The 21596-nt window shown below is 62.3% G+C and carries 29 protein-coding genes; 24 read left to right on the top strand and 5 right to left on the bottom strand.

Annotation, left to right across the window (positions count from 1 at the left end; genetic code table 11):
• The first annotated feature begins 13 nt into the window (after positions 1-13).
• The 12 genes from rplP to rpmD all read left to right on the top strand — a co-directional run bounded on the left by rplP (position 14) and on the right by rpmD (position 4922).
• The gene (gene rplP / locus F4U95_RS12805; protein WP_120250989.1) at positions 14-445 is read left to right on the top strand and encodes a 50S ribosomal protein L16; all 432 of its coding nucleotides are present in this window, start codon (positions 14-16) and stop codon (positions 443-445) included.
• 4 nt (positions 446-449) lie between these two features.
• Positions 450-653, top strand: coding sequence for a 50S ribosomal protein L29 (gene rpmC, locus F4U95_RS12810; RefSeq protein WP_056691689.1), 204 nt, complete (start codon positions 450-452; stop codon positions 651-653).
• A 12-nt stretch (positions 654-665) separates the two neighbouring features.
• Positions 666-929, top strand: coding sequence for a 30S ribosomal protein S17 (gene rpsQ / locus F4U95_RS12815; RefSeq protein WP_006960320.1), 264 nt, complete (start codon positions 666-668; stop codon positions 927-929).
• A gap of 166 nt (positions 930-1095) precedes the next feature.
• On the top strand, positions 1096-1464 hold the full coding sequence (gene rplN / locus F4U95_RS12820) for a 50S ribosomal protein L14 (protein WP_056691686.1): 369 nt from the start codon (positions 1096-1098) through the stop codon (positions 1462-1464).
• Positions 1464-1775 (top strand): 50S ribosomal protein L24, encoded by a 312-nt coding sequence (gene rplX, locus F4U95_RS12825; RefSeq protein WP_120250988.1) that lies wholly within the window; start codon positions 1464-1466, stop codon positions 1773-1775. Before rplN ends, rplX begins: the two co-directional genes overlap by 1 nt.
• Positions 1775-2347, top strand: coding sequence for a 50S ribosomal protein L5 (rplE, locus tag F4U95_RS12830; protein ID WP_120250987.1), 573 nt, complete (start codon positions 1775-1777; stop codon positions 2345-2347). The genes rplX and rplE overlap by 1 nt, the downstream gene beginning before the upstream one ends.
• Positions 2348-2398: 51 nt before the next feature.
• The gene (gene rpsN, locus F4U95_RS12835) at positions 2399-2704 is read left to right on the top strand and encodes a 30S ribosomal protein S14 (RefSeq protein WP_007707881.1); all 306 of its coding nucleotides are present in this window, start codon (positions 2399-2401) and stop codon (positions 2702-2704) included.
• Positions 2705-2716: 12 nt separating this feature from the next.
• A complete protein-coding gene (rpsH, locus tag F4U95_RS12840; protein WP_120250986.1) occupies positions 2717-3112 on the top strand; it encodes a 30S ribosomal protein S8 in 396 nt (131 codons plus the stop codon).
• Complete coding sequence (rplF, locus tag F4U95_RS12845) at positions 3112-3645, top strand: 50S ribosomal protein L6 (protein ID WP_120250985.1); 534 nt, start codon at positions 3112-3114, stop codon at positions 3643-3645. Before rpsH ends, rplF begins: the two co-directional genes overlap by 1 nt.
• Before the next feature lies 1 nt (position 3646).
• Complete coding sequence (gene rplR, locus F4U95_RS12850) at positions 3647-4012, top strand: 50S ribosomal protein L18 (RefSeq protein WP_120250984.1); 366 nt, start codon at positions 3647-3649, stop codon at positions 4010-4012.
• A gap of 2 nt (positions 4013-4014) precedes the next feature.
• Entirely contained in the window at positions 4015-4737 is a 723-nt protein-coding gene (gene rpsE / locus F4U95_RS12855) for a 30S ribosomal protein S5 (RefSeq protein WP_093020405.1), read from the top strand.
• Between the two features lie 5 nt (positions 4738-4742).
• The gene (gene rpmD / locus F4U95_RS12860; RefSeq protein WP_120250983.1) at positions 4743-4922 is read left to right on the top strand and encodes a 50S ribosomal protein L30; all 180 of its coding nucleotides are present in this window, start codon (positions 4743-4745) and stop codon (positions 4920-4922) included.
• A 233-nt stretch (positions 4923-5155) separates the two neighbouring features.
• On the opposite strand, the gene F4U95_RS12865 is transcribed toward rpmD, so the two are convergent.
• The gene (locus F4U95_RS12865) at positions 5156-6265 is read right to left on the bottom strand and encodes an acyltransferase family protein (RefSeq protein WP_161600398.1); all 1110 of its coding nucleotides are present in this window, start codon (positions 6263-6265) and stop codon (positions 5156-5158) included.
• A 165-nt stretch (positions 6266-6430) separates the two neighbouring features.
• Here F4U95_RS12865 and rplO point away from each other — a divergent pair, with 165 nt between their 5' ends.
• From rplO to F4U95_RS12890, 5 genes are all read left to right on the top strand, one after another.
• Positions 6431-6964, top strand: coding sequence for a 50S ribosomal protein L15 (gene rplO, locus F4U95_RS12870; RefSeq protein WP_120250981.1), 534 nt, complete (start codon positions 6431-6433; stop codon positions 6962-6964).
• A gap of 191 nt (positions 6965-7155) precedes the next feature.
• Complete coding sequence (gene secY / locus F4U95_RS12875) at positions 7156-8520, top strand: preprotein translocase subunit SecY (protein WP_056691660.1); 1365 nt, start codon at positions 7156-7158, stop codon at positions 8518-8520.
• Positions 8521-8572: 52 nt separating this feature from the next.
• On the top strand, positions 8573-9229 hold the full coding sequence (locus tag F4U95_RS12880; protein ID WP_120250980.1) for an adenylate kinase: 657 nt from the start codon (positions 8573-8575) through the stop codon (positions 9227-9229).
• Between the two features lie 40 nt (positions 9230-9269).
• Positions 9270-9554: a hypothetical protein gene (locus F4U95_RS12885; RefSeq protein ID WP_150425937.1), complete on the top strand. Its 285-nt coding sequence runs from the start codon at positions 9270-9272 to the stop codon at positions 9552-9554.
• Positions 9527-10564, top strand: a complete 1038-nt coding sequence (locus F4U95_RS12890) for an acyltransferase family protein (protein WP_150425938.1) — start codon at positions 9527-9529, stop codon at positions 10562-10564. Before F4U95_RS12885 ends, F4U95_RS12890 begins: the two co-directional genes overlap by 28 nt.
• Before the next feature lie 58 nt (positions 10565-10622).
• Here the strand turns inward: F4U95_RS12890 and F4U95_RS12895 are convergent, their stop codons facing one another.
• Complete coding sequence (locus F4U95_RS12895; RefSeq protein WP_172598783.1) at positions 10623-11393, bottom strand: CsgG/HfaB family protein; 771 nt, start codon at positions 11391-11393, stop codon at positions 10623-10625.
• Positions 11394-11569: 176 nt separating this feature from the next.
• On the opposite strand from F4U95_RS12895, the gene lepA reads away from it, so the two are divergent.
• The 3 genes from lepA to F4U95_RS12910 all read left to right on the top strand — a co-directional run bounded on the left by lepA (position 11570) and on the right by F4U95_RS12910 (position 16359).
• A complete protein-coding gene (lepA, locus tag F4U95_RS12900; RefSeq protein WP_150425939.1) occupies positions 11570-13378 on the top strand; it encodes a translation elongation factor 4 in 1809 nt (602 codons plus the stop codon).
• An 80-nt stretch (positions 13379-13458) separates the two neighbouring features.
• Positions 13459-13860, top strand: coding sequence for a hypothetical protein (locus F4U95_RS12905; protein WP_150425940.1), 402 nt, complete (start codon positions 13459-13461; stop codon positions 13858-13860).
• A gap of 114 nt (positions 13861-13974) precedes the next feature.
• On the top strand, positions 13975-16359 hold the full coding sequence (locus F4U95_RS12910) for a TonB-dependent receptor plug domain-containing protein (RefSeq protein ID WP_150425941.1): 2385 nt from the start codon (positions 13975-13977) through the stop codon (positions 16357-16359).
• Here the strand turns inward: F4U95_RS12910 and F4U95_RS12915 are convergent.
• A complete protein-coding gene (locus F4U95_RS12915; protein WP_211363991.1) occupies positions 16316-16957 on the bottom strand; it encodes a nuclease in 642 nt (213 codons plus the stop codon). The two genes, F4U95_RS12910 and F4U95_RS12915, sit on opposite strands and share 44 nt — an antisense overlap.
• A gap of 142 nt (positions 16958-17099) precedes the next feature.
• On the opposite strand from F4U95_RS12915, the gene F4U95_RS12920 reads away from it, so the two are divergent.
• Both F4U95_RS12920 and F4U95_RS12925 read left to right on the top strand, forming a co-directional pair.
• Entirely contained in the window at positions 17100-17486 is a 387-nt protein-coding gene (locus tag F4U95_RS12920) for a PH domain-containing protein (RefSeq protein WP_120252196.1), read from the top strand.
• 179 nt (positions 17487-17665) lie between these two features.
• Positions 17666-18349 carry a hypothetical protein gene (locus F4U95_RS12925; RefSeq protein ID WP_172598831.1) on the top strand — a complete coding sequence of 228 codons (684 nt, stop codon included), beginning with the start codon at positions 17666-17668 and terminating at the stop codon, positions 18347-18349.
• Here F4U95_RS12925 and F4U95_RS12930 read toward each other — a convergent pair.
• Together F4U95_RS12930 and F4U95_RS12935 are read right to left on the bottom strand one after the other, a co-directional pair.
• Complete coding sequence (locus F4U95_RS12930) at positions 18346-18879, bottom strand: GDYXXLXY domain-containing protein (protein ID WP_150425942.1); 534 nt, start codon at positions 18877-18879, stop codon at positions 18346-18348. The two genes, F4U95_RS12925 and F4U95_RS12930, sit on opposite strands and share 4 nt — an antisense overlap.
• Positions 18876-20027: a DUF2157 domain-containing protein gene (locus F4U95_RS12935; protein WP_150425943.1), complete on the bottom strand. Its 1152-nt coding sequence runs from the start codon at positions 20025-20027 to the stop codon at positions 18876-18878. The genes F4U95_RS12930 and F4U95_RS12935 overlap by 4 nt, the downstream gene beginning before the upstream one ends.
• A gap of 345 nt (positions 20028-20372) precedes the next feature.
• On the opposite strand from F4U95_RS12935, the gene F4U95_RS12940 reads away from it, so the two are divergent.
• The gene (locus tag F4U95_RS12940) at positions 20373-20648 is read left to right on the top strand and encodes an HU family DNA-binding protein (RefSeq protein WP_120250972.1); all 276 of its coding nucleotides are present in this window, start codon (positions 20373-20375) and stop codon (positions 20646-20648) included.
• Between the two features lie 347 nt (positions 20649-20995).
• Positions 20996-21596: BapA/Bap/LapF family prefix-like domain-containing protein (locus tag F4U95_RS12945; RefSeq protein ID WP_150425944.1), on the top strand; the 601-nt coding region annotated here is incomplete at its 3' end.

Consider the following 21596-nt stretch of genomic DNA (forward strand, 5'->3'; position numbering starts at 1 on the left):
AGGTAATAGCGTCATGCTGCAACCGAAGAAAATGAAGTTCCGCAAGACCTTCAAGGGTCGGATCAAGGGCGATGCCAAGGGTGGCTCGGCTTTGAATTTCGGCGCTTATGGTCTCAAGGCCATGGAACCTGAGCGCGTCACTGCCCGCCAGATCGAAGCGGCTCGCCGCGCGATCCAGCGTCACCTTCGCCGTCAGGGCCGTCTGTGGATCCGCGTATTCCCCGACGTGCCGGTTTCCAAGAAGCCTGCCGAAGTCCGTCAGGGTAAGGGTAAGGGTTCGGTCGAATATTGGGCTGCTCGCGTCAAGCCGGGCCGCATCCTGTTCGAACTGGACGGCGTACCCGGTCCGCTCGCAGCAGAGGCCTTCTCGCGCGCCGCGATGAAGCTGCCCATCAAGACGAAGGTTGTCGCCCGCCTCGGCGACACCTCGCATCTGGAGGGTTAAGCACATGGCGAATGTCGCAGACCTGAAGACCAAGACGGACGACGAACTGTCGACCGAACTCAACAACCTGAAGCGCGAGCAGTTCAATCTGCGTTTCCAGGCGGCCACCAACCAGCTGGAAAAGCCCAGCCGCGTCAAGGAAGTCCGTCGGTCGATCGCGCAGATCAAGACCCTGCAGACGGAGCGTAACAGCTCCGCTGCCAAGTAAAGGAACCACACGATGCCCAAGCGCGTGCTGACGGGAACTGTGGTTTCCGACAAGACCGACAAGACGGTGGTCGTTCGCGTGGAGCGCAAGGTAAAGCATGCGCTCTACGGCAAGATCATCCGCCGTTCGAAGAAGTACCATGCCCATGATGAGGGCAATGTCTACAAGGAAGGCGAAACGGTCCGAATCGAAGAGACCGCTCCGATTTCCAAGCTCAAGACCTGGAAGGTCATCGAGCGCGTGGACACCCACAAGTCGCCGGAAACGGCGGCCTGAGGGCAGGCTCGCTGAGCCTTTGGTGAAAAATGCGGCGCGGGGCTGGCCTTTTCCTTCGGAAAGGGTTACAGGCCCGCGCTTCGCGTAGAGTCACCGGGCTTTAGGCTGATGAATTCGGAACCGCCGGGAATTGCCCCGGTAGGCCAAATAAGAAGGAACCGGATCTATGATCCAGATGCAATCCAATCTTGACGTCGCTGACAACAGCGGCGCCAAGCGCGTCCAGTGCATCAAGGTGCTGGGCGGCTCGAAGCGTCGCTTCGCTGGCGTAGGCGACATCATCGTCGTCTCGATCAAGGAAGCTGCGCCTCGTGGTAAGGTGAAGAAGGGTGACGTGCATCGTGCCGTCATCGTGCGTACCGCCAAGGATATCCGCCGTGCAGACGGTTCGGTCATCCGTTTCGATGGCAACGCCGCCGTGCTGATCAACAAGAACGAGGAGCCGATCGGCACCCGTATCTTTGGCCCCGTGGTTCGTGAACTGCGTGCCAAGAAGCACATGAAGATCATCAGCCTTGCTCCCGAGGTGCTGTAATGAGCGCTGCTAAGATCAAGAAGGGCGACAAGGTCGTCATCCTGGCCGGCAAGGACAAGGGCCGTACCGGCGCTGTTCTGGCCGTGATGCCCAAGGACGACAAGGTCCTGGTGGAAGGCATCAACGTGCATGCCAAGCATCGCAAGCCCGACCAGGCGAACCCGCAGGGTGGCATCGAGCGCAAGCCTGCGCCGCTCCACATTTCGAACGTCGCTGTCGCCGATACGGATGGCAAGCCGACCCGCGTCCGTTTCGAGGATCGCGACGGCAAGAAGGTCCGCGTCGCCGTCAAGTCCGGTGAGGTGCTGTAATGGCCGAGAAGTTTACGCCGCGCTCGAAGGCGCAGTATGACGCCGAAATCGTCAAGGCGATGACCGAGAAGTTCGGTTACAAGAACGTCATGGAAATCCCCCGGATCGAAAAGATCACGCTCAACATGGGCGTGGGCGAAGCGACCCAGGACAAGAAGAAGGTCACCTCGGCCGCCGAAGAGATGGAGCTGATCGCTGGTCAGAAGCCCGTCATCACCAAGGCGAAGAAGTCGATCGCGCAGTTCAAGCTGCGTGAAGGCATGCCGATCGGTGCGAAGGTCACGCTGCGTCGTGAACGCATGTACGAGTTCGTTGATCGCCTGATCAACATCGCTCTGCCCCGCGTGCGCGACTTCCGTGGTCTGAACCCGAAGAGCTTCGATGGCCGTGGCAACTATGCCTTTGGTATCAAAGAGCAGATCATCTTCCCGGAGATCAGCTATGACCGCGTCGACAAGGTGCGCGGCATGGATATCATCGTGACCACCTCCGCGAAGACGGACGATGAAGCGCGCGAACTGCTGCGCCTCTTCGGCTTCCCCTTCCCGATTGAAGAGAAGCAGGCGGCCTGATCAGGCCCCGCTTCTCTCCCAACGCTTAAGCTAAGGAAGAGAACTTAAGTCATGGCGAAACTGAGTTCGATCAACAAGAACGAGCGCCGCAAGAAGCTGGTTAAGAAATATGCCGGCCGTTATGCAAAGCTCAAGGCGATCGCGAATGATACCGCGGCCGATGACAGCGATCGTCTGATCGCGCGTCTGAAGATGGCGGAGATCCCCCGCAACGGCAATCCGACCCGCGTTCGGAACCGCTGCGAACTGACGGGGCGTCCCCGCGCTTATTACCGCAAATTCCGCCTCTGCCGCGTGCAGCTGCGTGATCTGGCCAACAAGGGCCTGATCCCCGGCGTCACCAAGTCGAGCTGGTAAGGATCATTTGAGATGGCATTGACCGATCCCCTGGGTGATATGCTCACCCGCATCCGCAACGGGCAGCAGGCGAAGAAGGACAGCGTTGTGTCCCCCGCTTCCAAGCTGCGCGCTCGCGTTCTCGACGTGCTCCAGCGTGAAGGCTACATCCGTGGCTATTCCGAAGAAGCCCTGGGTAACCACCCTGGCCTGCGCATCGAGCTGAAATATTTCGAAGGTCAGCCGGCGATCAAGCATGTCGCCCGCGTGTCCAAGCCTGGCCGCCGCGTTTACTCGGGTTCCAAGGAACTTCCGGTGATCCGCAACGGCCTGGGCATCACCATTGTCTCGACGCCGCGTGGCGTTCTGTCCGACGCCGAAGCGCGCGAACAGAATGTCGGTGGCGAAGTCCTGGCGGAGGTGTTCTGATGAGCCGCACTGGCAAAAAGCCGGTCACCGTGCCTTCGGGCGTGACCGCGTCCATCGCCGACGGTCAGCTGTCGGTGAAGGGCCCCAAGGGTACCCTTTCGCTGCCGCTGGCTAACGAAGTCACCTACAGCATCGAAGACGGTTCGATCGCGGTGAAGCCTGCCAACGACAGCAAGCGCGCTCGCGCTTTCTGGGGCATGCAGCGCACCCTGATCGCCAACCTGATCACTGGCGTGACCGAAGGTTACACCAAGAAGCTGCTGATCACCGGTGTCGGTTATCGCGCGGATTCGAAGGGCAAGGTTCTGAACCTGAAGCTCGGCTATTCGCACGATGTCGATTTCGCGATCCCGGAAGGTATCGAGATCAAGACCCCGGATAACACCACGGTCGAGATCAGCGGTATCGACAAGCAGCAGGTCGGTCAGGTCGCTGCCGAGATCCGTCGCTGGCGCAAGCCCGAACCCTATAAGGGCAAGGGTATCAAGTACGCCGGCGAGTTCATCTTCCGCAAGGAAGGGAAGAAGAAGTAAGATGGCAAAGCTTTCCCTCTTCGCGCGGCGTCGTCGCCGCGTTCGCACCGCGCTCAAGGCCGTGTCGGGCACCCGTCCGCGCCTCAGCGTCCACCGTTCGGGCCAGCACATCTACGCCCAGGTCATCGACGACGTCGCCGGCAAGACCGTCGCCGCCGCTTCGACCCTGGACAAGGATGTCGGTTCCAAGGCTCTGGGCAAGACCGGCGCCTCGGCCGAAGCGGCTGCCGATGTCGGCAAGCGCGTCGCCGCAGCGGCGACCGCCGCTGGCGTCACCCAGGTCGTATTCGACCGTGGTGGCTTCCTGTTCCATGGCCGCGTCAAGGCGCTGGCCGATGCGGCCCGTGAAGCCGGGCTGGAGTTCTGATCATGGCTGACGAAAACACCAACGAAGTCGTCGCACCCGTCGAGGGCGCCGAAGCGACTGCACCGACCGAAGGTCGTGGCCCCGGCCGTGGCCGTGGCAACCGTGGCGGTGGCGATCGCAACCGTGGCGAGCGTGGCGGCCGTGGTCGTCGCGACGATCGTCGCGGTGGCAACCGTGACGAGGAGCAGGGCGAAGAGCTGATCGAGAAGCTGGTTCACATCAACCGCGTCTCGAAGACCGTCAAGGGCGGTAAGCGCTTCGGTTTCGCAGCCCTCGTCGTCGTCGGCGATGGCAAGGGTCGTGCGGGCTTCGGCCATGGCAAGGCGCGCGAAGTGCCTGAAGCCATCAGCAAGGCGACCGCCGCTGCCAAGAAGGCAATGGTTCGCGTTCCGCTGAAGGAAGGCCGCACCCTGCATCATGACGGTCTCGGCCACTTCGGTGCCGGCAAGGTGACTGTCCGTTCGGCTCCGGCCGGTACGGGTATCATCGCCGGTGGTCCGATGCGCGCCGTGTTCGAAAGCCTCGGCGTCGCTGACGTCGTGACCAAGTCGAACGGTACGTCGAACCCCTACAACATGATCCGTGCGACCTTCGCGGCTCTGGTCGAACAGACCAGCCCGAAGTCGGTGGCGCAGCGCCGTGGCAAGAAGGTCGCCGACCTTCTGCGTCGTGGTGGTGCTTCGGCCGACGTCGCGCAGGCTGATGCCGAAGCGATTGCGGAGTAACTGACATGGCGAAGATCAAGATCAAGCAGATCGGTTCGCCGATCCGTCGCCCCGAAGCCCAGAAGAAGATTCTGATCGGCCTGGGCCTTGGCAAGATGCACCGCGTTGTGGAGCTGGAAGACACTGCGGAAGTCCGCGGCGCCATCAAGAAGCTCCCCCACATGGTGGCAGTGGTCGAAGGCTGAGCCTTCTTCCCAAAACGATAGAGATGGAGGCACGCGGAACTTAGGTTCTGCGTGCCTTTTCTTTTGTCCTCAAGATCGCCCAACCCGCGGGGAGAAGGCCACATCTGGCGGCACGGAGAGTTTGATGACGCGAGACGGACCCACTGCGTGATCGCGACGCTTCGCTAGCGGTGACGATTTAATCCAAAATCGTCTTGCTCCATGCACTCAGGGCGAGCGCGACCGGATAGCGATCAGCCGCTATGTTCCGCTGCCAGCGTAGAGACAGTGTCGAGCGATGGAGAGGCAGATAGCGGTGCGACCGGCTTTTTCGCGCTTTTGATGCCGAGCAATAATCGGCTCGAGAGCGGATGGTGGGCCGCGACCAGATGAATGGCGGCGGGGAGCATCAGCCCGGCGATCACGCCCAACAAGAGATGCACGGGCAGCATGTCGATGCCGACCTTGTTCAGTGCGATGCGCACCGCGGCGGTGCCGAGGACATGGTAGAGATAGATGGTGAAGGTTATTCGGCCGATCGACTTGGCCCATGGATGTGTCGGCAGGTAGAAGATCAGCAAGGTGCATAATGCAGCACCCATCGCGAGCGTCTCGATATCGCGCCGATCGAGGTCGATCATGCCCGTCTGCGTGTAGCTCCATGATTTCCAGCACAGACAGATCAGCATGACCATAAGAGCGGTCAGGGTGAGGGGGCGTCGATGGGCATCGACCCAGGCAGCGCCGCGATGAACGCATATTCCCAGTATGAAGAAGGGCGCCAGGCCGGCAGCCTGATCGAGCGAGAAATAAGGTGGCAGCTTCAGTCCGGACAGGGCGAGCAGGGTGGCTGTCGCCAGCAGCCAGAGATGCCGCCTGTACCCTGTTGCGGCATCCATCAGGCCTACGACCGCAAACAGCGACAATATGGCCTGCAGGAACCAGAAATGGATGTAGGGGAATATCAGGAGCCGCCAGATCTGGTCCGGGGGAATCATCCATCCGAACGTCATCCCCATGGAATCGAGAAACAGGGCGATGGTTTCGAAGCCGAACGCCGCGATAAGGCCGGGAACGGCGATGCGGCGCAATTTGCCCGCATAGAAGGCGCCAAGACCGGTTAGGCGCGGCGGACGCAATGCGTAGACGAAGCCGGCTACGAACGCGAAGGCAGGCATGCGGAAATCCGCGAGCATGTCCGCAAAAATGCGCAAGGGATGCGGATAGGATAGGGCAAGGCCGGTGCCTTCGCCCCCGATCACATGATAGATGACGAGAAGCAGGGTCGCGAGAACCCGAATCTCCTCGATCGGTTGATGACTGGTCCGGTCGGCGATAGGCCGATCATTTCCCCCGCTGTCCATGCTCCGTCCCCCCGGCATGCCCTGCTGGCGAGCGTAATTTGCACCCCTGCCATGTCAATGGCGCGGCGTGGCCTTTGCAGTAAAAGGAGGGGTGACAAGGGGGGCAGGAAAGGCTATGGGCCCCGCTTCCATTCAGCGCGAACCAAGCGAAAGCGAGTGCACATCATGAAGCTCAACGAAATCAACGACAATGCCGGCGCCCGCAAGGGCCGTATGCGCGTAGGCCGCGGCATCGGCTCGGGCAAGGGCAAGACCGCCGGTCGCGGTCAGAAGGGTGCCAAGGCGCGTTCGGGCGTCAGCATCAACGGCTTCGAGGGTGGCCAGATGCCGCTCCACATGCGTATCCCGAAGCGCGGCTTCAACAACATCTTCGCGAGCGACTATGCGATCGTGAACCTGGGCGCCGTGCAGAAGGCGATCGACGAGGGCAAGCTGGACGCCAACGCGACCATCGACCAGGCCGCTCTGAACGCTGCCAACCTGACCCGCGGTGGCAAGGACGGCGTCCGTCTGCTCGCCAAGGGTGAACTGACCGCCAAGGTCAGCTTCCTGGTCGCAGGTGCGTCGAAGAGCGCCATCGACGCCGTCGCAAAGACCGGTGGCAAGGTCGACGTGATCGAAGTCGTTCCGGCTGCCGAGAAGGCCAAGGCGAAGAAGGGCACGACCCTGGCCGCCAAGAAGGCCGCAGCGAAGGCCTGATTTCGGTCTGACAGTCTTGCAAGCATGACCCCGCTGCCCGATATGGGTCGGCGGGGTCTTGTGCATCGGGGGACGCTGTTTACCGCATCCACGGTAATTCCCGGTTCGACAGCGCCCCATGTCCCCGTTAAGGGGATTTCCGATTCCGGCCCGGCTTTATCCGGGTAAGAGTGATTTGAAGGGCAGCCACCATGGCATCGAGAGCCGACCAGCTCGCATCCAATCTCAGCCTCGCGAAGTTCAGCCAGGCGACCGACCTCAAGAAGCGCCTGTGGTTTACGCTGGGCGCCTTGATCGTGTTCCGCTTCCTCAGCTTCGTGCCGCTGCCCGGCGTCGATCCGACCGCCCTGTCGCAGCTGTATAGCCAGACCAATGGCGGCATCCTCGATATCTTCAACACCTTCTCGGGTGGGTCGCTGTCGCGCATGAGCCTGATTGCGCTGGGCGTCATGCCCTATATCACCGCGTCGATCGTGGTGCAGCTCGCCTCCAGCCTGTCGCCGCAGCTTGCGGCGATCAAGAAGGAAGGCGAAAGCGGCCGCAAGAAGATGAATCAGTGGACGCGCTACGGCACCGTCGGCCTGACCGCGGTGCAGGGCTATTTCATCGCCGTGGGCCTGGAGGGCTTCGGTGCCCAGCAGGGCATGCAGGCGGTGATCGAACCCGGTCTGCTGTTCCGCCTGACCGCCGTCGTCTCGCTGATCGGTGGCACCATGTTCCTGATGTGGCTGGGTGAGCAGATCACCTCGCGCGGCATCGGCAACGGCGTGTCGCTCATCATCATGGCGGGCATCGTCGCCCAGTTGCCGGTGACGCTCAGCAACCTGTTCAAGTCGGGCAGCGAAGGTTCGATCTCGGGCCTGCTGATCTTCCTGGTCATGGTGATGGCCGTCGGCCTCGTCCTTCTGATCTGTTTCATGGAGCGCGCCCAGCGTCGCGTCCTGATCCAATATCCCAAGCGCCAGACGCGCCAGGGCCTGATGCAGGCCGATCGCAGCCATCTGCCGCTCAAGGTCAATACGGCCGGCGTCATCCCGCCGATCTTCGCCAGCTCGCTGCTGCTGATGCCGCTGACCATCTCGCAGTTCGCCGGTCAGACGGTCGCAGGTGAAAGCAAGTGGGGCGATTTCGTCCTGACGCTGAACCAGTATCTGTCGCATGGCAGCCCGGTCTATATGGGCCTTTATGGCCTGGGCATCGTCTTCTTCTGCTTCTTCTACACCGCCGTGGTGTTCAATCCGGAAGAGACGGCCGACAATCTGAAGCGCAATGGCGGCTTCATCCCCGGTATCCGTCCGGGCAAGAATACCGAAAATTACCTGGATTATGTGCTGACGCGCATCACCGTCATCGGCGCGGCCTATCTGGCCTTCATCTGCCTGGTGCCGGAATTCGCCATCGCGCGGGCGGGCATTCCCTTCTACCTTGGTGGGACTAGCCTGTTGATCGTCGTCAATGTTACGGTCGATACCGTGACCCAGATTCAGAGCCATCTGCTCGCCCATCAATATGGCGATCTGATCAAAAAGGCGAAGCTCAAGGGTCGACTGCGCTGAGGGGCGTTTCGAGACTCTGATTCAGCGCAACGAACAGGGGAGTATGCGCGCAATGAATATCATTCTGCTTGGCCCTCCGGGGGCCGGCAAGGGCACCCAGGCGACTCGCCTGGTTGACGATCGTGGCATGGTGCAGCTGTCGACGGGGGACATGCTGCGCGCGGCGGTGAAGGCGGGAACGCCTGTGGGCCTTCAGGCCAAGGCGCTGATGGAATCGGGCGCGCTGGTGCCCGACGAAGTGGTGTCGGGCATTATCGGCGAAGCGCTCGACGCGCTGGCACCGGACACGGGCGTCATTTTCGATGGCTATCCGCGGACCGAGGCGCAGGCCCATTCGCTCGATACCATATTGGGCGACCGCAATCGCACGCTGGATCATGTGATCGAGCTGGAAGTGAATGAGGACGCGCTGGTCGAGCGCATCACCGGCCGCTTTACCTGCGCCACCTGCGGCGCGGGCTATCATGACAGCTTCAAGCAGCCCAAGGTCGAGGGCGAGTGCGACAAGTGCCATGGGCATGAGTTCAAGCGCCGTCCCGACGACAATGAGGAAACGGTGCGCACCCGCATGGCCGAATATCGCGCCAAGACCGCGCCGATCCTGCCGATCTACGAAGCGCGCGATATCGTGTCGCGCGTGGACGGCATGGCCGACATGAACGACGTGACCGTCGCGATTGCCGCCATCCTGGACGGCAAAACGGCCTGATCTTCTCCCTTCCCCTGGCGGGGAGGGGCGGGACATGCACATGAGCGGATTTCTGGCATGGGCTGGTACGGCGAAGGCTGTGCCGGCCCATTCTGCTATGATGGCCAATGGCCATGCGGGCTTTTTGGTCGAATGTCGCATCAAGGCCGGTGCGGGCGCACCTGCCTGCGCAGCGGGCTGCCGCGACGGCCTCGAGAACGCAGCTGGGAAAGAAAGCAGCAAAAGAAAAGCAGGTCTGGATGCGGCGTTAACCACGATCTTAACGGATTCGTTGCTCTGTTGTTGCTATGAAGCGCCATGGTTGGATCATCCCGGGGCCGCTTGACGGAATTGGACGCGCTGCGCGGAATCGGCGCCCTGTGCGTGTTGACCTTCCATTATTCGACCCGTTTCCATGAACTGTTCCCGCAGGCCAGCCATGTGCCTTTCAGCTTTCCGGGCGGCAATTATCGCGTCCTGCTCTTCTTCACCATTTCCGGCTTCGCGATCTTCTTCACGCTGGACCGAATCCGCACGGTGGCGGATTTCGTGGTCAATCGCTTCGCGCGCCTTTATCCCGCCTATCTGGTGGCGATGCTGCTGACGCTGTCGATCGAATATGTGGCCCATGCGACGCAATTGCTGATCGGGCCGGTCGATATCCTGGCCAATATCACCATGCTTCAGGGCTTTGCTTTCATCCCGGAGGTGGATGGCGCCTATTGGACGCTGACGGTGGAGATCGCCTTTTACTTCTGCATGATCGCCATATGGAAGTTTGTCGGCATACGGCGACTGGAACCGATATTGGCTTTGTGGCTGGCCGTGCGTTCGGTTTATTGGTTCTGGCCGGACATGCCCGAACGGATCGTGATGCTGCTGGTGCTGCGTTACACGCCCTTCTTCGTCATCGGCATGCTCGCCTATCGCATATGGTCGGGGCAGCGGACCATGCGGCAACAAATGCCCTATGCGGCGATGGCGTTGCTCTCGATCGCGACGATCGAAACATGGGACGTCACCATTGTGGGGTGCGTGCTGGTCGCGGCGTTCGTGGCGCTGATCCATGGCCATATGCGCTTCCTCAGCTTGCGGCCGCTCGTTTGGTTGGGCGGGATCAGCTATAGTTTCTATCTGATCCACCAACATGTCGGCTTCGTCGTGATGCTGGAATTTGCCAAGGCAGGCTATAGCCCCTGGATCGGCTTTGCCGCCGCATTCCTGGTAGCGTTGACCCTGGGTACGGCCATCAATCGCGCAGTTGAGCGTCCGGCCGGCGAAGCGATCATCGCCTGGTGGAAGCGCCGTCGCGAAGCGCAGCCAGTGGCGGCCGACGCCGCGCCCAGCCGAAGCTGACGCGAAAAGGGCGCCGCCGTCGCCGGCCGCGCCCGTTCCTCATTCGATAGAGACGAGTTTACTGCGCGACGGGCGCCGCAGCGGCCGCATTGACGGGCAGGCCGCCCATCTGCGTGACCATTTTCGTGTAGGCGTCCAGATAGGCGAGGACGATCACCTGGCCGATGGCGGTATTCTGATAGCCGCCGCCGCCTACGGCCGCGAGGCCGCCCATCCAGCCAAGGCCGCCGCCACCGCCGAAGCTTAGGTCCGACTTGCGGAAATAGCCCTCGGCCATCACTTCTTCTTCGGTCGTGCGGGCGTTGACGACGGAGAGCATGACATTGGCCTCGCTCTTCTTGACCGAGATGCCGCCGGCGAGCGCGCCCAGCGTGCGTCCACCCAGGAAGCCGCCGACCAGGCCGCCAATGGCATTGCCGCCGCTATTATTGTTGGTGGTCACGATGTCGGGCTGGATGAAATAGTCCGCCGCCTTCACCTGCCCCTTGCCAAGATTCGATCCGGCCTGCAATTCGCCCGAATCCGCCATCGCGCGTTCCATGTTGCGGCTGGCCATCGATCGGCCGCGATTGACGATGCCGAAACAGCCGGACTGCTGCACGAACAGCTTGATGATCGCTTCCGGGCTGCCCAGGTTCAGTTCCCGCCACCACTGATTGTCGGGTTCGACGATCGCGACGGTGCCAAGGCGCTTGGTGCAGCGGGGGATTTCCATCTGCTTTTGGGTCTGGGCCTGACGACCCGACGAACCCTTGTCCGCCGCCATCGCCTGCGGTGCAACCATGGCCAGGCACGTAGCCGCCATGGTCAGCTTCTTCATTCCACGCATTTCAAGAACCCCGTTTGTTGCTTGAGTTTGAAAATGTTGCCCCGTTCCTGCGAATACTTATCACAGGGGTCAATCGCTTCCAAGCAAAGCGGTGCGCAAATGACGGGCTTTGTCATTGAATCCCGCCTGTGCGTGATCCTGCTGACAGCGCGTTAAATCGCTGCTATCGGGCGCCGATGACCGACCTCAGCCATATCCGTAATTTTTCGATCATCGCCCATATCGACCATGGCAAATCCACGCTGGCCGATCGCCTGATCCAGCGCACCGGCGGCCTGACCGACCGTGAGATGAGCGCCCAGGTTCTTGACAATATGGACATCGAAAAGGAGCGCGGCATCACCATCAAGGCGCAGACGGTGCGCCTCGATTATACGGCCAAAAATGGCGAGACTTATGAGCTGAACCTCATGGACACGCCGGGCCATGTCGACTTTGCCTATGAAGTGTCGCGCAGCTTGGCCGCGTGCGAGGGTGCGTTGCTGGTCGTAGATGCCGCGCAGGGCGTGGAAGCGCAGACGCTGGCGAACGTCTATCAGTCGATCGAGCATGATCATGAGATCGTGCCGGTGCTCAACAAGATCGATCTGCCCGCCGCCGAGCCGGAGAAGGTGCGCAAGGAAATCGAGGACGTGATCGGCCTCGATGCATCCGAAGCGGTGCTGGCCAGCGCCAAGTCCGGCATCGGCATCGACGATATCCTGGAAGCCATCGTCACCAAGATCCCGCCGCCCAAGGGCGACCGTAACGCGCCGCTGGAGGCGATGCTGGTCGACAGCTGGTACGACCCCTATCTGGGCGTCGTTATTCTGGTGCGCGTCGTCAACGGCGTCATCAAGAAGGGGCAGGCGGTCAAGTTCATGATCGGCGGCACGGAACATCTGATTGACCGCGTCGGCTGCATGCGTCCCAAGATCGAGGCGCTGCCCGAACTGGCCGCCGGCGAGATTGGCTTCATCACCGCGCAGATCAAGGAAATCGCCCAGACCCGCGTCGGTGACACCATCACCACGGTGAAGAACGGCGCGACCAAACCGCTGCCGGGCTTCAAGGAAGTGCAGCCGGTGGTGTTCTGCGGCCTGTTCCCGGTCGATGCGAACGATTTCGACAAGCTGCGCGACAGCATCAGCAAGCTGCGCCTGAACGACGCCAGCTTCTCCTTCGAGATGGAAAGCAGTGCGGCGCTGGGCTTCGGTTTCCGCTGTGGCTTCCTGGGGCTGCTGCATCTGGAAATCATCCAGGAGCGGCTGACGCGCGAATATGATTTGGACCTGATCACCACCGCGCCGTCGGTGGTCTACAAGATCCAGCTGACCTATGACGCGGGCGAGATCGAACTGCACAATCCGGCCGACATGCCCGATCCCACCAAGATCGATGAGATCGAAGAGCCGTGGATCGAGGCGATCATCTATTGCCCCGACGAATATCTCGGCTCGATCCTGAAACTGTGTCAGGACCGGCGCGGCATCCAGAAGAACCTGACCTATGTCGGCGGCCGCGCGCAGGTGACGTACGAACTGCCGCTCAACGAAGTGGTGTTCGATTTCTACGATCGCCTCAAGAGCATCAGCCGCGGTTACGCCAGCTTCGACTATCATCAGATCGGCTATCGCGAGGGCGACCTCGTCAAGATGAGCATCATGGTCAACAGCGAGCCGGTCGATGCGCTGAGCATGATCGTCCATCGCGGCACCGCCGAATCGCGCGGTCGCGGCATGTGCGAGCGGTTGAAGGATCTGATCCCCCGCCATCTGTTCAAGATCCCGATTCAGGCGGCGATCGGCGGCAAGGTGATCGCGCGCGAGACGATCGCGGCGATGCGCAAGGACGTGACCGCCAAATGCTATGGCGGCGACATCAGCCGCAAGAAGAAGCTGCTCGACAAGCAGAAGGAAGGCAAGAAGCGGATGCGCGAATATGGCAGCGTCCAGATTCCGCAGGAAGCCTTCATCGCCGCGCTGCGCATGGGCGACGAAAACTGATCGGGGAGAGCGACCGCTGCGCCAGTCTGGCCGGCCAGGTCGCTCATCTCCAGCGCGCCGCGGCCTTTCTGGCCAATGGCATGTCGATCGGGCAATGCCAGCGGGCCGCCGGGCGACGGCGCGATGCCATGCCAGCGAAGCTGATCGGCAACGGCCTGCGCGAACTGGACCTGTTCCTGACCGACCTGATCGTGGAAGCCGGGCGTATCGACCGGCTGGGCGCGGCGGCGGGATGCGATCCCGGCGTCCATCCGGGCCGCCGTATCTTCAGTGCGGCGGAAGCGTGGCGGCGCAACGGGCCGCAACTGGGGCTGGGCGTCGAAAGCCGCGCCAGGTTGCGCCAGATGCGTGCTGCGCAGAACCGCCAATGTTTCGGACAAGTGCGCGGGGAGGGCGCCGAGGCGGCGATGCAACGGGCCTGCGCGGACTATGCGCAACTGGCGTCCGATGTGCTGAATGCGGTTCGGGCCAGATCGGGCTGACCTTTGTGTCGCCCATATGTCACAGGAATCGGGAAATCATGTTCGGCTAATTGTCTATCGTAAAAGTAGATTATAGACGCTCCGCCAAAGCGTAATAATCAAAGGACGATAGATATGCCGCTTCGCAACGCGCTCTTGCTGACAACCGGGCTGCTCGCCCTTTCCATCGGCGGCCAAGCCATAGCGCAGACGGCGCCTGCTGCGGAAGGTGGCGCGGATATCATCGTCACCGGCACGCGCGCGCAGGGCCGCACGCGGCTCGATTCGGTCGCGCCGGTCGATGTGCTGTCGGGCGACAGCCTGCGCCAGCAAGGCACGACCGAACTGGGCGCGGCACTGTCTGCCATCGCGCCGTCGATCGACTTCCCGCGCAACGCCGCGGTGGACGGCACAGATTCGATCCGCCCCGCAACGCTGCGCGGCATGTCGCCCGACCAGACGCTGGTGCTGATCAACGGCGTTCGCGCCCATCCTTCGGCTCTGCTTAACACCAACGGTTCGGTCGGTCGCGGCGCGGCAGCGGTCGATCTCAACACCATTCCCGGCGCGGCGCTGGAGCGGATCGAAGTGCTGCGCGATGGCGCATCGGCGCAATATGGTTCCGATGCGATCGCCGGCGTCGTCAACCTGCGCCTGCGCGAAGCCCGCAGCGGCGGCGGGGCGACCGTATCCTACGGCCAATATGACACGGATATCGACGCCGCCCGCTCTTCGCGCCATGCGTCGGACGGCGAAACGGTGACCGTGTCGGGCTGGCAGGGCTTTGCGCTCGGCGCGGACGGCTTCCTGACGATCAGCGGCGAATATCTCAACCGCAACCCCACCAGCCGGGGCGACGTCGATCCGCGCGCGACGCCGGCGGTGGTCCGTTCGCGCTTCGGCGATCCGGACGTCGAGCAGGGCACCTTCTATTTCAACGCCGCCCACCCGATCGGTGAGGGCTGGGAACTCTACGCCTTTGGCGGCTATCAGTATCGCGACAGCAGCAGCGCGGCCTTCCCGCGCGTGCCCAGCAACGTCAACAATGTCGCCTCGCTCTATCCCGATGGCTTCCTGCCGCTTATCAACGTGCGGTCGAAGGATCTGACGGTGACGACCGGCGCGCGCGGCGACATTGGCGACTGGGATGCGACGATCAAGCTGTCCTATGGCCGCAATCGCCTGGACTTCCGCACCGAAGATTCGCTGAACGCCACCTATGGCGCGGCATCGCCGACCAGCTTCTATGACGGCGCGCTGATCTATGATCAGGCGCTGGGTGGTTTCGACATGAGCCGCAAGGTGCCGCTGGGCAGCGGCGACCTCAACATCGCCTGGGGCTGGGAATTCCGCCGCGAAAGCTATGAGATCAAGGCGGGCGATCCGGAATCCTACAATCGCGGTCCGCTGGGCGGCAATGCATCGCTGGGTAGCGGCGCGCAGGGCTTTGGCGGGTTCCAGCCATCCAACGCCGTCAACGTGCATCGCGAAAACGTCGCCGCCTATATCGACCTGGAAGCGCATCCGACCGAGGCGCTGACGCTGGGCCTGGCCGGGCGCGGCGAACATTATTCCGACTTCGGCAATATCGCGACGGGCAAGGCGTCGGCGCGCTACGACATCGCGCCCTGGTTCGCGCTGCGCGGTACGGCTTCCACAGGTTTCCGCGCGCCCTCGCTCCAGCAGCAATATTTCACCTCCACCGCCTCCGTCTTCGTGGCGCCGAACATCGTCGAAACCGGCACCTTCCCGTCGGTCAGCGATATCGGCACCGCGCTGGGCGGCCTGCCGCTGAAGCCGGAAAAGTCGACCAACCTGTCGGTCGGCACGGTGATCCGCAGCGGCGGGTTCGACCTGACCGTCGATGGCTATTGGATTCGCGTCCGCAACGGCCTTGGCCTGTCGGAAAATATCCAGTCCAGCTTCAGCCCGCAGGTCGCGGCGCTGCTGGCGCCCTATGGCGTGTCGGCCGCCCGCTTCTTCGTGAACGGGGTGCGCACCACGACCAAGGGCATCGATGCGGTCGCCCATTATCGCCTGAACAGCGCAGCCGGCCAGTTCGACCTGACCGCCGCCGCCAATTTCAACGATATCAAGGTCAACCGCGTGCCGGTTTCGACGGCGGTCGCCCTGACCCCGACGCCGGTGCTTTTCTCGCGCCAGCGTATCGTCAGCATCGAAGAAGGCACGCCACGCACCAAGGTCGTGGGTTCGCTCGATTGGACGCTGGATCAGTTCGGCGCCACCGCGCGGGCGACCTATTATGGCGACGTGACGCAGCCCGGTTCGACGGCGGCAGGCGATACGCATACCGGCAAGAAGACGATCGTGGATCTGGAAGCGCGCTACAAGCCGACCAAGGCGATCAACCTGGCGATCGGTGCGAACAATCTGTTCGACATCTATCCCGATGCGCTGACCGTCGCAAACAACAGCACCGGCGTGGTAGCCTTCCCTTATTACTCGCCGTTTGGCTTCAACGGCCGCTATTTGTACGGCCGGGTTTCGCTGAGCTGGTAATATGGGACCGGGTCGGCGCGCCTGTTTGCGCCGGCCCGATCGCCGCTTGACCCTTGCACCAATTAACAGGGTCGCGGGACCAGGCTTTCGCATGGCCCTTGAGGATCATGAGCTGGCCGATCGAAACGCCGTCGCGCATCAGGATCCGGGAGGCGGGATCATTGTCGGCAGAATCCTGAAGCGTCTGAAACGCGCCGCCATTCATCATTGCCATCAACGCCGCCCGCCCCTTGCGCGCGAGCGCGGCTTCCTGCGGGCATTGCGGTTCGATCTCGCTTGGTCCCTGAATATCCGCCAGATGGTAACGCTTGCCGCGCCAGGCATAGGCATCGGCAGACAGGACGCAGGCGTCGCCCCTGGCATCGTCACACAGGCTGAACTCGTCCGCTATGCTGTTTACGGGGGACAGGGTGTTGGCAGGCGCGCTGCTAGCGGGCATGACCTGCATCGCCAGCATCGTTCCACCAATGCCAAGCGCCAGGGCGATGGCCACCAAGCCGATCGGCACGACCTTGGAACGCTTTTCCTGCTTTTCGTTCAGCCAGCCATCCTCTTCGTCCGGGGTGCGATCGCCGACGTCATAGAGATTGCGTGCCATATTTCGTCCCAAATGGAGGATTTCGTTTAATGTCGATTATGGAAAATTTCGGTTAACCAGGCAGCGCGGACATTGATCAGCTGCGGCTTGACGGGCGTGGCGGGCCATGGTCAAGTCCGGGGGCTGTAGCGAGGGAGACGGCGTGAGCGACATCTGGCTATATGACGAGCATCCCGCGATGTTCCGGGCGCATCCTTTCCTGTTCCTGTTGTTGCTGGTGTCCGTGGTGGGCATCATCGCCATTGCCATCTGGTGGGTGCTGCACAAGGGCGAGCGGCTGGCGCTGAGCGAGCGCGAGGTGTTGCTGGAGCGCGGACTGCTGGCCAAGCAGCGGACGGAGATCGCACTGACCAGCATCCGATCCGTGCGCATTACCCAGACGCTGGGTCAGCGTATCTTCGGCGTCGGCCATATCGAATTGTTCAGTGCAGGCGATATCGCCGAGATCGCGATCAAGAATATGCCGCGGCCCGACCGCATCCGGGCGATCGCCGCCGCGCGCAATGTCGATCTGTTACCGCAGCGATAGCGGAAAAAGCGGTGTGTTTCGTTCAGGCCCTTGACTTGGGCCGATAAATTCCAACGATAGGGTTAACAAGGGAGGGGCCGAAGAGCCCCATAATCGCAAGAGGACGCCATGTCAGGAACGTCCGTTCACATCGGGGTGAACGGCGGAAAAAGGGGTCGTCCATGGTAGGCTTGCGAGTAATGCCGTCTTTGCCGGATCTGACGGCCGAGCAGCGCGCCGATATAAGGCAGGCCTGCGGTTTTGCCTGTGTCCGCTGCGGCGTGACCATCTATCGCTATCTGGGTTTGCCGGATGGGCCGGGGGCGACCCTGCTCTGTCCGACCTGCCATGGGTTGGTGGAGGAGGGGCGGCTGACCGCCACGCAGGTTCAGAGTTTCCACGCCAATCCGGTGGTACGCCAACGCCATTTCGCGCGGGATCGTCTGCCCTTTTCGGCGGAACTGCCGCAATTGATCGTCGGGGGATCGCGGCTGTTGCGCGACACGCCGATTCCGATCACGCTGGAGGGCGAGCCGATCCTGATCTTCGCGCCGCCGCGACGGATGAACGGGGCGACCCGGATCAGCGTACGGCTGGGGTCGCCCGATGGCGTCGCGACCCAGATCATCGACGGCAATGAATGGAAACCGACCGATGGCAGCTGGCATTTCCTGCTGCGGGGCGACCGCTACAGCATGATGGCGGCGCGGGGCGATGGGCTGGCGGTGCTGCGCATCGTGGCGCGCAACCGGATCGCGGTGGAGCATCTGCGCACCACCATCAACGGCCGCCGGCTGGAGGTGACACCCGACTGGCTGGAAATCGACGGTAAGCGCTATGTCGACAAGATCGGTAGTGGGACGCTGATCGGGCTGGAGCTTTAAGGCTGCGGGGGCGGGCGCCGACGAAATTCCAACGCGACCGGGTTTAGCATGCCGTCGGGACGCACCCGGACGCGGACCAGCCCCTGAAGCGCCGGATCGGCAAGCTTGCGCGACAGGACGATCGCCTGCGATTGCGAGGCATAGAAGATGCCGCTGGTCAGGCCGCGTATCTCGCGCCGGGTGCCGATCGTGCCGCGCAGGATGATGGCGCAGCCCTGATCTGCGTTCATGGTCCGGGGCAGGGGCCGGACCGCCTGAATATGCGGCGCCATGCCGGTCACGCACAGCGCGTCGGCATAGCCGGGATCGAACCGGCCATCCTCCCCCTGATGCGGGGCAAGCGGCCAATCATAGCGATATTGCACATAATGACCGCGCAGCAGGTCGCGCGGGTCATAGCCCTGTATGGGGATCAGCCATTCCTGTCCCTGCTGCGCCTGGCGATGCGTGACGGCCCAGCTGCCGGCCAGTGCGGCAAGCGGTAGCGTCAGCGCGGCGGCGAGGGTCAGTCGCGTGCGACGGGGCATCATGCCATGTCTCCTCGCGCAGGCGCATAGCGGCGGGACAAGCGGATCGTGCCCCAGGCGACGGCCATGGCGAACAGGCCGGACAGGATCAGGCCGACCCCGCTGCCCAGCAGATCGTCGTTCAGTTCGAAACTCAGGATGATGATCCGCAGTGCAACCAGCGTTACGGCAAGCTGGAACAGGCGACGCCAGCCGGCATGAATGGCGGCAGCGGCGACTGCGCCCCAGAGCAGGCAGAAGAACAGACTGCCGGTCCAGGCGCGGGCAGTGCCGTGGAGATTGGGCAGCAGCGCCTGGGTGAGGTGCAAGGCAGCCGCGACCAGCAGCAGCGCCGCGGTGGCCCGGCCCGACGCCGTTCGACGGGCATGGGTGATGGCGGCGGCTGCGGCCAGCAAGGCCAGACCGTGGATCAGCGCGCTGCCCAGGCGAAGGCTGCCGTCGCCATCCCAGCCGTGAAGCAGGATGGCCAGGCTGATGCCGGTAAAGATGGTGGCGACGGCCATTTGTTCGAGCAGTCGCCAGAAGGCGGGGCGGCTGCTCCTGCCGCGCAACAGGGCAGCGGCCCCGGCGACGATCATCGGCGGACAGGCGATCAGCCCCCAGTAGAGCCAGGGCCGTTCCGTCCGGCCGAACAGCGTCCAGATATGCCCATGATCGTCGGCATGCGCCCACATCAGGCCAAGCAGGCCGGCCATCCACAGGCCAGCGACCGGCCAGCCGCGGCCGAACAGCAGGAGCAGCGGGGAAAAAAGCAGCATCCAGGCGAGCAGGGGCTGCCAGAGCGGTGAGCTGGTCTGGTAAACCTGCCCCAGATGGCCGAAAAAGGTAAGGCCAAGTACCGCGCCGATGAACAGCAAGGCGTCCTGAACCTGATCGTGCATCCGTCCCCTGGACATGCTCCACCATGTCCCGGCCGCCAGCGCGACCATCAGCAGCATATGGATGGCAAGGCGCGTGGTGCCCGCTATATCTTCCCAATTGGCGGCGATGAGGGAGACGAGGCCGAGGCCGATCGTCAATGCGCCCAGGCCCACGACCGCCCAGACGCCGATCGGCCGGCTATGTGCCGCTTCCCACGCGCTGATCCGGCTGGCGGTGTCGGCGTCGATCAGCCCCGCCGCCTGCCACGCCCTGAGTTTCCGCTCCGACATCGAGACAGACTAGACGGGCAAGCGCAAAGGGCAATGGGGTGATCGGCTTTATTCCATGGCCTTGCGATAAGGGTTGGCGCGCGGGCGATGGGCTCCTTCGATATGCCGATATTTTCGGCCTTGCGGCGGATCGGGGGCGGATGTGCCTTGCGATTATCTATTGTCTATGTTTTTCATGGACCCACAAAATCGCGAATCCCGCCCCGGCGGAGATTTTGTGGACGATATAATATGGGGTCGCACCGGAATAACGGCTGGAATCGCGCAATCTTTGCGTGTCTGGCATGGACGTAAGGCCGTGAGGGCGTTACCTGAAGCGGCCCATAATCAGGAGCAGATGGTTTTATGAACAACAATGATCTTGCCGATGCAATCGCGGCGTCGAACGATCTGAGCAAGGCCGAAGCACGCAAGCTGGTGGATGCCGTCATCGGCGCCATCGCTGACGCGGCTGCCAAGGGTGACGAAGTGTCGCTCAGCGGTTTCGGCAAATTCAAGGTCAAGGACAGCCCGGCTCGCCAGGGCCGCAACCCGTCGACGGGCGCGACCATCGAGATCGCCGCTTCGCGCAAGCTGACCTTTGCTCCGGCCAAGGGCATCAAGGATCGCCTGAACGGCTGATCCGGCTTTGCCGAAAATCGCATGGCCCCGCTCCTGGGAACAGGGGACGGGGCCATGTTCGTTTTTGCGACGGTTGATGAAAAGTCTCCATCCCGGCGGGGCGATGATGATATCGGCCCTGCATCTTTTCGCGCCCCCAAATCGGGCTGAAAAACATGCTTCCTCTCACCCGGAGTGAGATGAGAGGCGGAAATCACATCCGAAATCGGAATCCTTGCAGCGTCATCCGACGCATGCCGTTTGATCCTTCTGTGTAGCGCCATGCTGCGTCCGTTCGACGGGCGTCGTGGGGCGATGGGCTTGTCCGGCGCGGCTTTGCGACGCGCGCCAGAAGGAAAGGGAAGACGATGGCAGCCGAAGTTATCGATAAAGTCACGGGTGAAATCACGCAGGCCCCCGTCGATGCGATCACTTTGCAGGATCCCAGCGTCGTCCGACTTCAAATCAATCGGGAAGCTGTGTCCGCTCTGGAAAAGAGCGGCGACGATCTTGTCATCCGGCTAAACGATGGCAGCACCATAAAGGTTGCCAAATTCTACGAACCTTTCGAAGCCGGCCATAGCGATCTGGTGCTGCGCGATACGGATGGGAACCAGTGGCTGGCCCGATCCGGTAGCCGCTTCCCGCGCTTTTCTCTCCTCAACGATCTGGATGAACTGATCGGCGCTGCGGGCAGTGCTGGTGCAGCGGGTTCCTCTTTGATCCTGCCGGCCGTCATCGGCGGCGTAGGCATCGCAGGCGCGGCCGTCGTCGGAAGCCGTGACGATGGCACGTCGTCGATCGAAGAAACAGATGCCGATGCCGATGCTGATGCTGATGCTGATGCTGATGCTGATGCTGATGCTGATGCTGATGCTGATGCTGATGCTGATGCTGATGCTGATGCTGATGCTGATGCTGATGCTGATGCTGATGCTGATGCTGATGCTGATGCTGATGCTGATGCTG

Origin of the sequence: Sphingobium limneticum (assembly GCF_008710165.1) — a bacterium.
Taxonomy (GTDB): domain Bacteria; phylum Pseudomonadota; class Alphaproteobacteria; order Sphingomonadales; family Sphingomonadaceae; genus Sphingobium; species Sphingobium limneticum.

What these genes read in the sequence shown, in the direction of transcription:
- rplP (WP_120250989.1), top strand. Translation starts at nt 14, where the DNA reads ATGCTGCAACCGAAGAAAATGAAGTTCCGCAAGACCTTCAAGGGTCGG.
- rpmC (WP_056691689.1), top strand. Translation starts at nt 450, where the DNA reads ATGGCGAATGTCGCAGACCTGAAGACCAAGACGGACGACGAACTGTCG.
- rpsQ (WP_006960320.1), top strand. Translation starts at nt 666, where the DNA reads ATGCCCAAGCGCGTGCTGACGGGAACTGTGGTTTCCGACAAGACCGAC.
- rplN (WP_056691686.1), top strand. Translation starts at nt 1,096, where the DNA reads ATGATCCAGATGCAATCCAATCTTGACGTCGCTGACAACAGCGGCGCC.
- rplX (WP_120250988.1), top strand. Translation starts at nt 1,464, where the DNA reads ATGAGCGCTGCTAAGATCAAGAAGGGCGACAAGGTCGTCATCCTGGCC.
- rplE (WP_120250987.1), top strand. Translation starts at nt 1,775, where the DNA reads ATGGCCGAGAAGTTTACGCCGCGCTCGAAGGCGCAGTATGACGCCGAA.
- rpsN (WP_007707881.1), top strand. Translation starts at nt 2,399, where the DNA reads ATGGCGAAACTGAGTTCGATCAACAAGAACGAGCGCCGCAAGAAGCTG.
- rpsH (WP_120250986.1), top strand. Translation starts at nt 2,717, where the DNA reads ATGGCATTGACCGATCCCCTGGGTGATATGCTCACCCGCATCCGCAAC.
- rplF (WP_120250985.1), top strand. Translation starts at nt 3,112, where the DNA reads ATGAGCCGCACTGGCAAAAAGCCGGTCACCGTGCCTTCGGGCGTGACC.
- rplR (WP_120250984.1), top strand. Translation starts at nt 3,647, where the DNA reads ATGGCAAAGCTTTCCCTCTTCGCGCGGCGTCGTCGCCGCGTTCGCACC.
- rpsE (WP_093020405.1), top strand. Translation starts at nt 4,015, where the DNA reads ATGGCTGACGAAAACACCAACGAAGTCGTCGCACCCGTCGAGGGCGCC.
- rpmD (WP_120250983.1), top strand. Translation starts at nt 4,743, where the DNA reads ATGGCGAAGATCAAGATCAAGCAGATCGGTTCGCCGATCCGTCGCCCC.
- F4U95_RS12865 (WP_161600398.1), bottom strand. Translation starts at nt 6,265, where the DNA reads ATGGACAGCGGGGGAAATGATCGGCCTATCGCCGACCGGACCAGTCAT.
- rplO (WP_120250981.1), top strand. Translation starts at nt 6,431, where the DNA reads ATGAAGCTCAACGAAATCAACGACAATGCCGGCGCCCGCAAGGGCCGT.
- secY (WP_056691660.1), top strand. Translation starts at nt 7,156, where the DNA reads ATGGCATCGAGAGCCGACCAGCTCGCATCCAATCTCAGCCTCGCGAAG.
- F4U95_RS12880 (WP_120250980.1), top strand. Translation starts at nt 8,573, where the DNA reads ATGAATATCATTCTGCTTGGCCCTCCGGGGGCCGGCAAGGGCACCCAG.
- F4U95_RS12885 (WP_150425937.1), top strand. Translation starts at nt 9,270, where the DNA reads ATGAGCGGATTTCTGGCATGGGCTGGTACGGCGAAGGCTGTGCCGGCC.
- F4U95_RS12890 (WP_150425938.1), top strand. Translation starts at nt 9,527, where the DNA reads ATGGTTGGATCATCCCGGGGCCGCTTGACGGAATTGGACGCGCTGCGC.
- F4U95_RS12895 (WP_172598783.1), bottom strand. Translation starts at nt 11,393, where the DNA reads ATGCGTGGAATGAAGAAGCTGACCATGGCGGCTACGTGCCTGGCCATG.
- lepA (WP_150425939.1), top strand. Translation starts at nt 11,570, where the DNA reads ATGACCGACCTCAGCCATATCCGTAATTTTTCGATCATCGCCCATATC.
- F4U95_RS12905 (WP_150425940.1), top strand. Translation starts at nt 13,459, where the DNA reads ATGTCGATCGGGCAATGCCAGCGGGCCGCCGGGCGACGGCGCGATGCC.
- F4U95_RS12910 (WP_150425941.1), top strand. Translation starts at nt 13,975, where the DNA reads ATGCCGCTTCGCAACGCGCTCTTGCTGACAACCGGGCTGCTCGCCCTT.
- F4U95_RS12915 (WP_211363991.1), bottom strand. Translation starts at nt 16,957, where the DNA reads ATGGCACGCAATCTCTATGACGTCGGCGATCGCACCCCGGACGAAGAG.
- F4U95_RS12925 (WP_172598831.1), top strand. Translation starts at nt 17,666, where the DNA reads ATGCCGTCTTTGCCGGATCTGACGGCCGAGCAGCGCGCCGATATAAGG.
- F4U95_RS12930 (WP_150425942.1), bottom strand. Translation starts at nt 18,879, where the DNA reads ATGATGCCCCGTCGCACGCGACTGACCCTCGCCGCCGCGCTGACGCTA.
- F4U95_RS12935 (WP_150425943.1), bottom strand. Translation starts at nt 20,027, where the DNA reads ATGTCGGAGCGGAAACTCAGGGCGTGGCAGGCGGCGGGGCTGATCGAC.
- F4U95_RS12940 (WP_120250972.1), top strand. Translation starts at nt 20,373, where the DNA reads ATGAACAACAATGATCTTGCCGATGCAATCGCGGCGTCGAACGATCTG.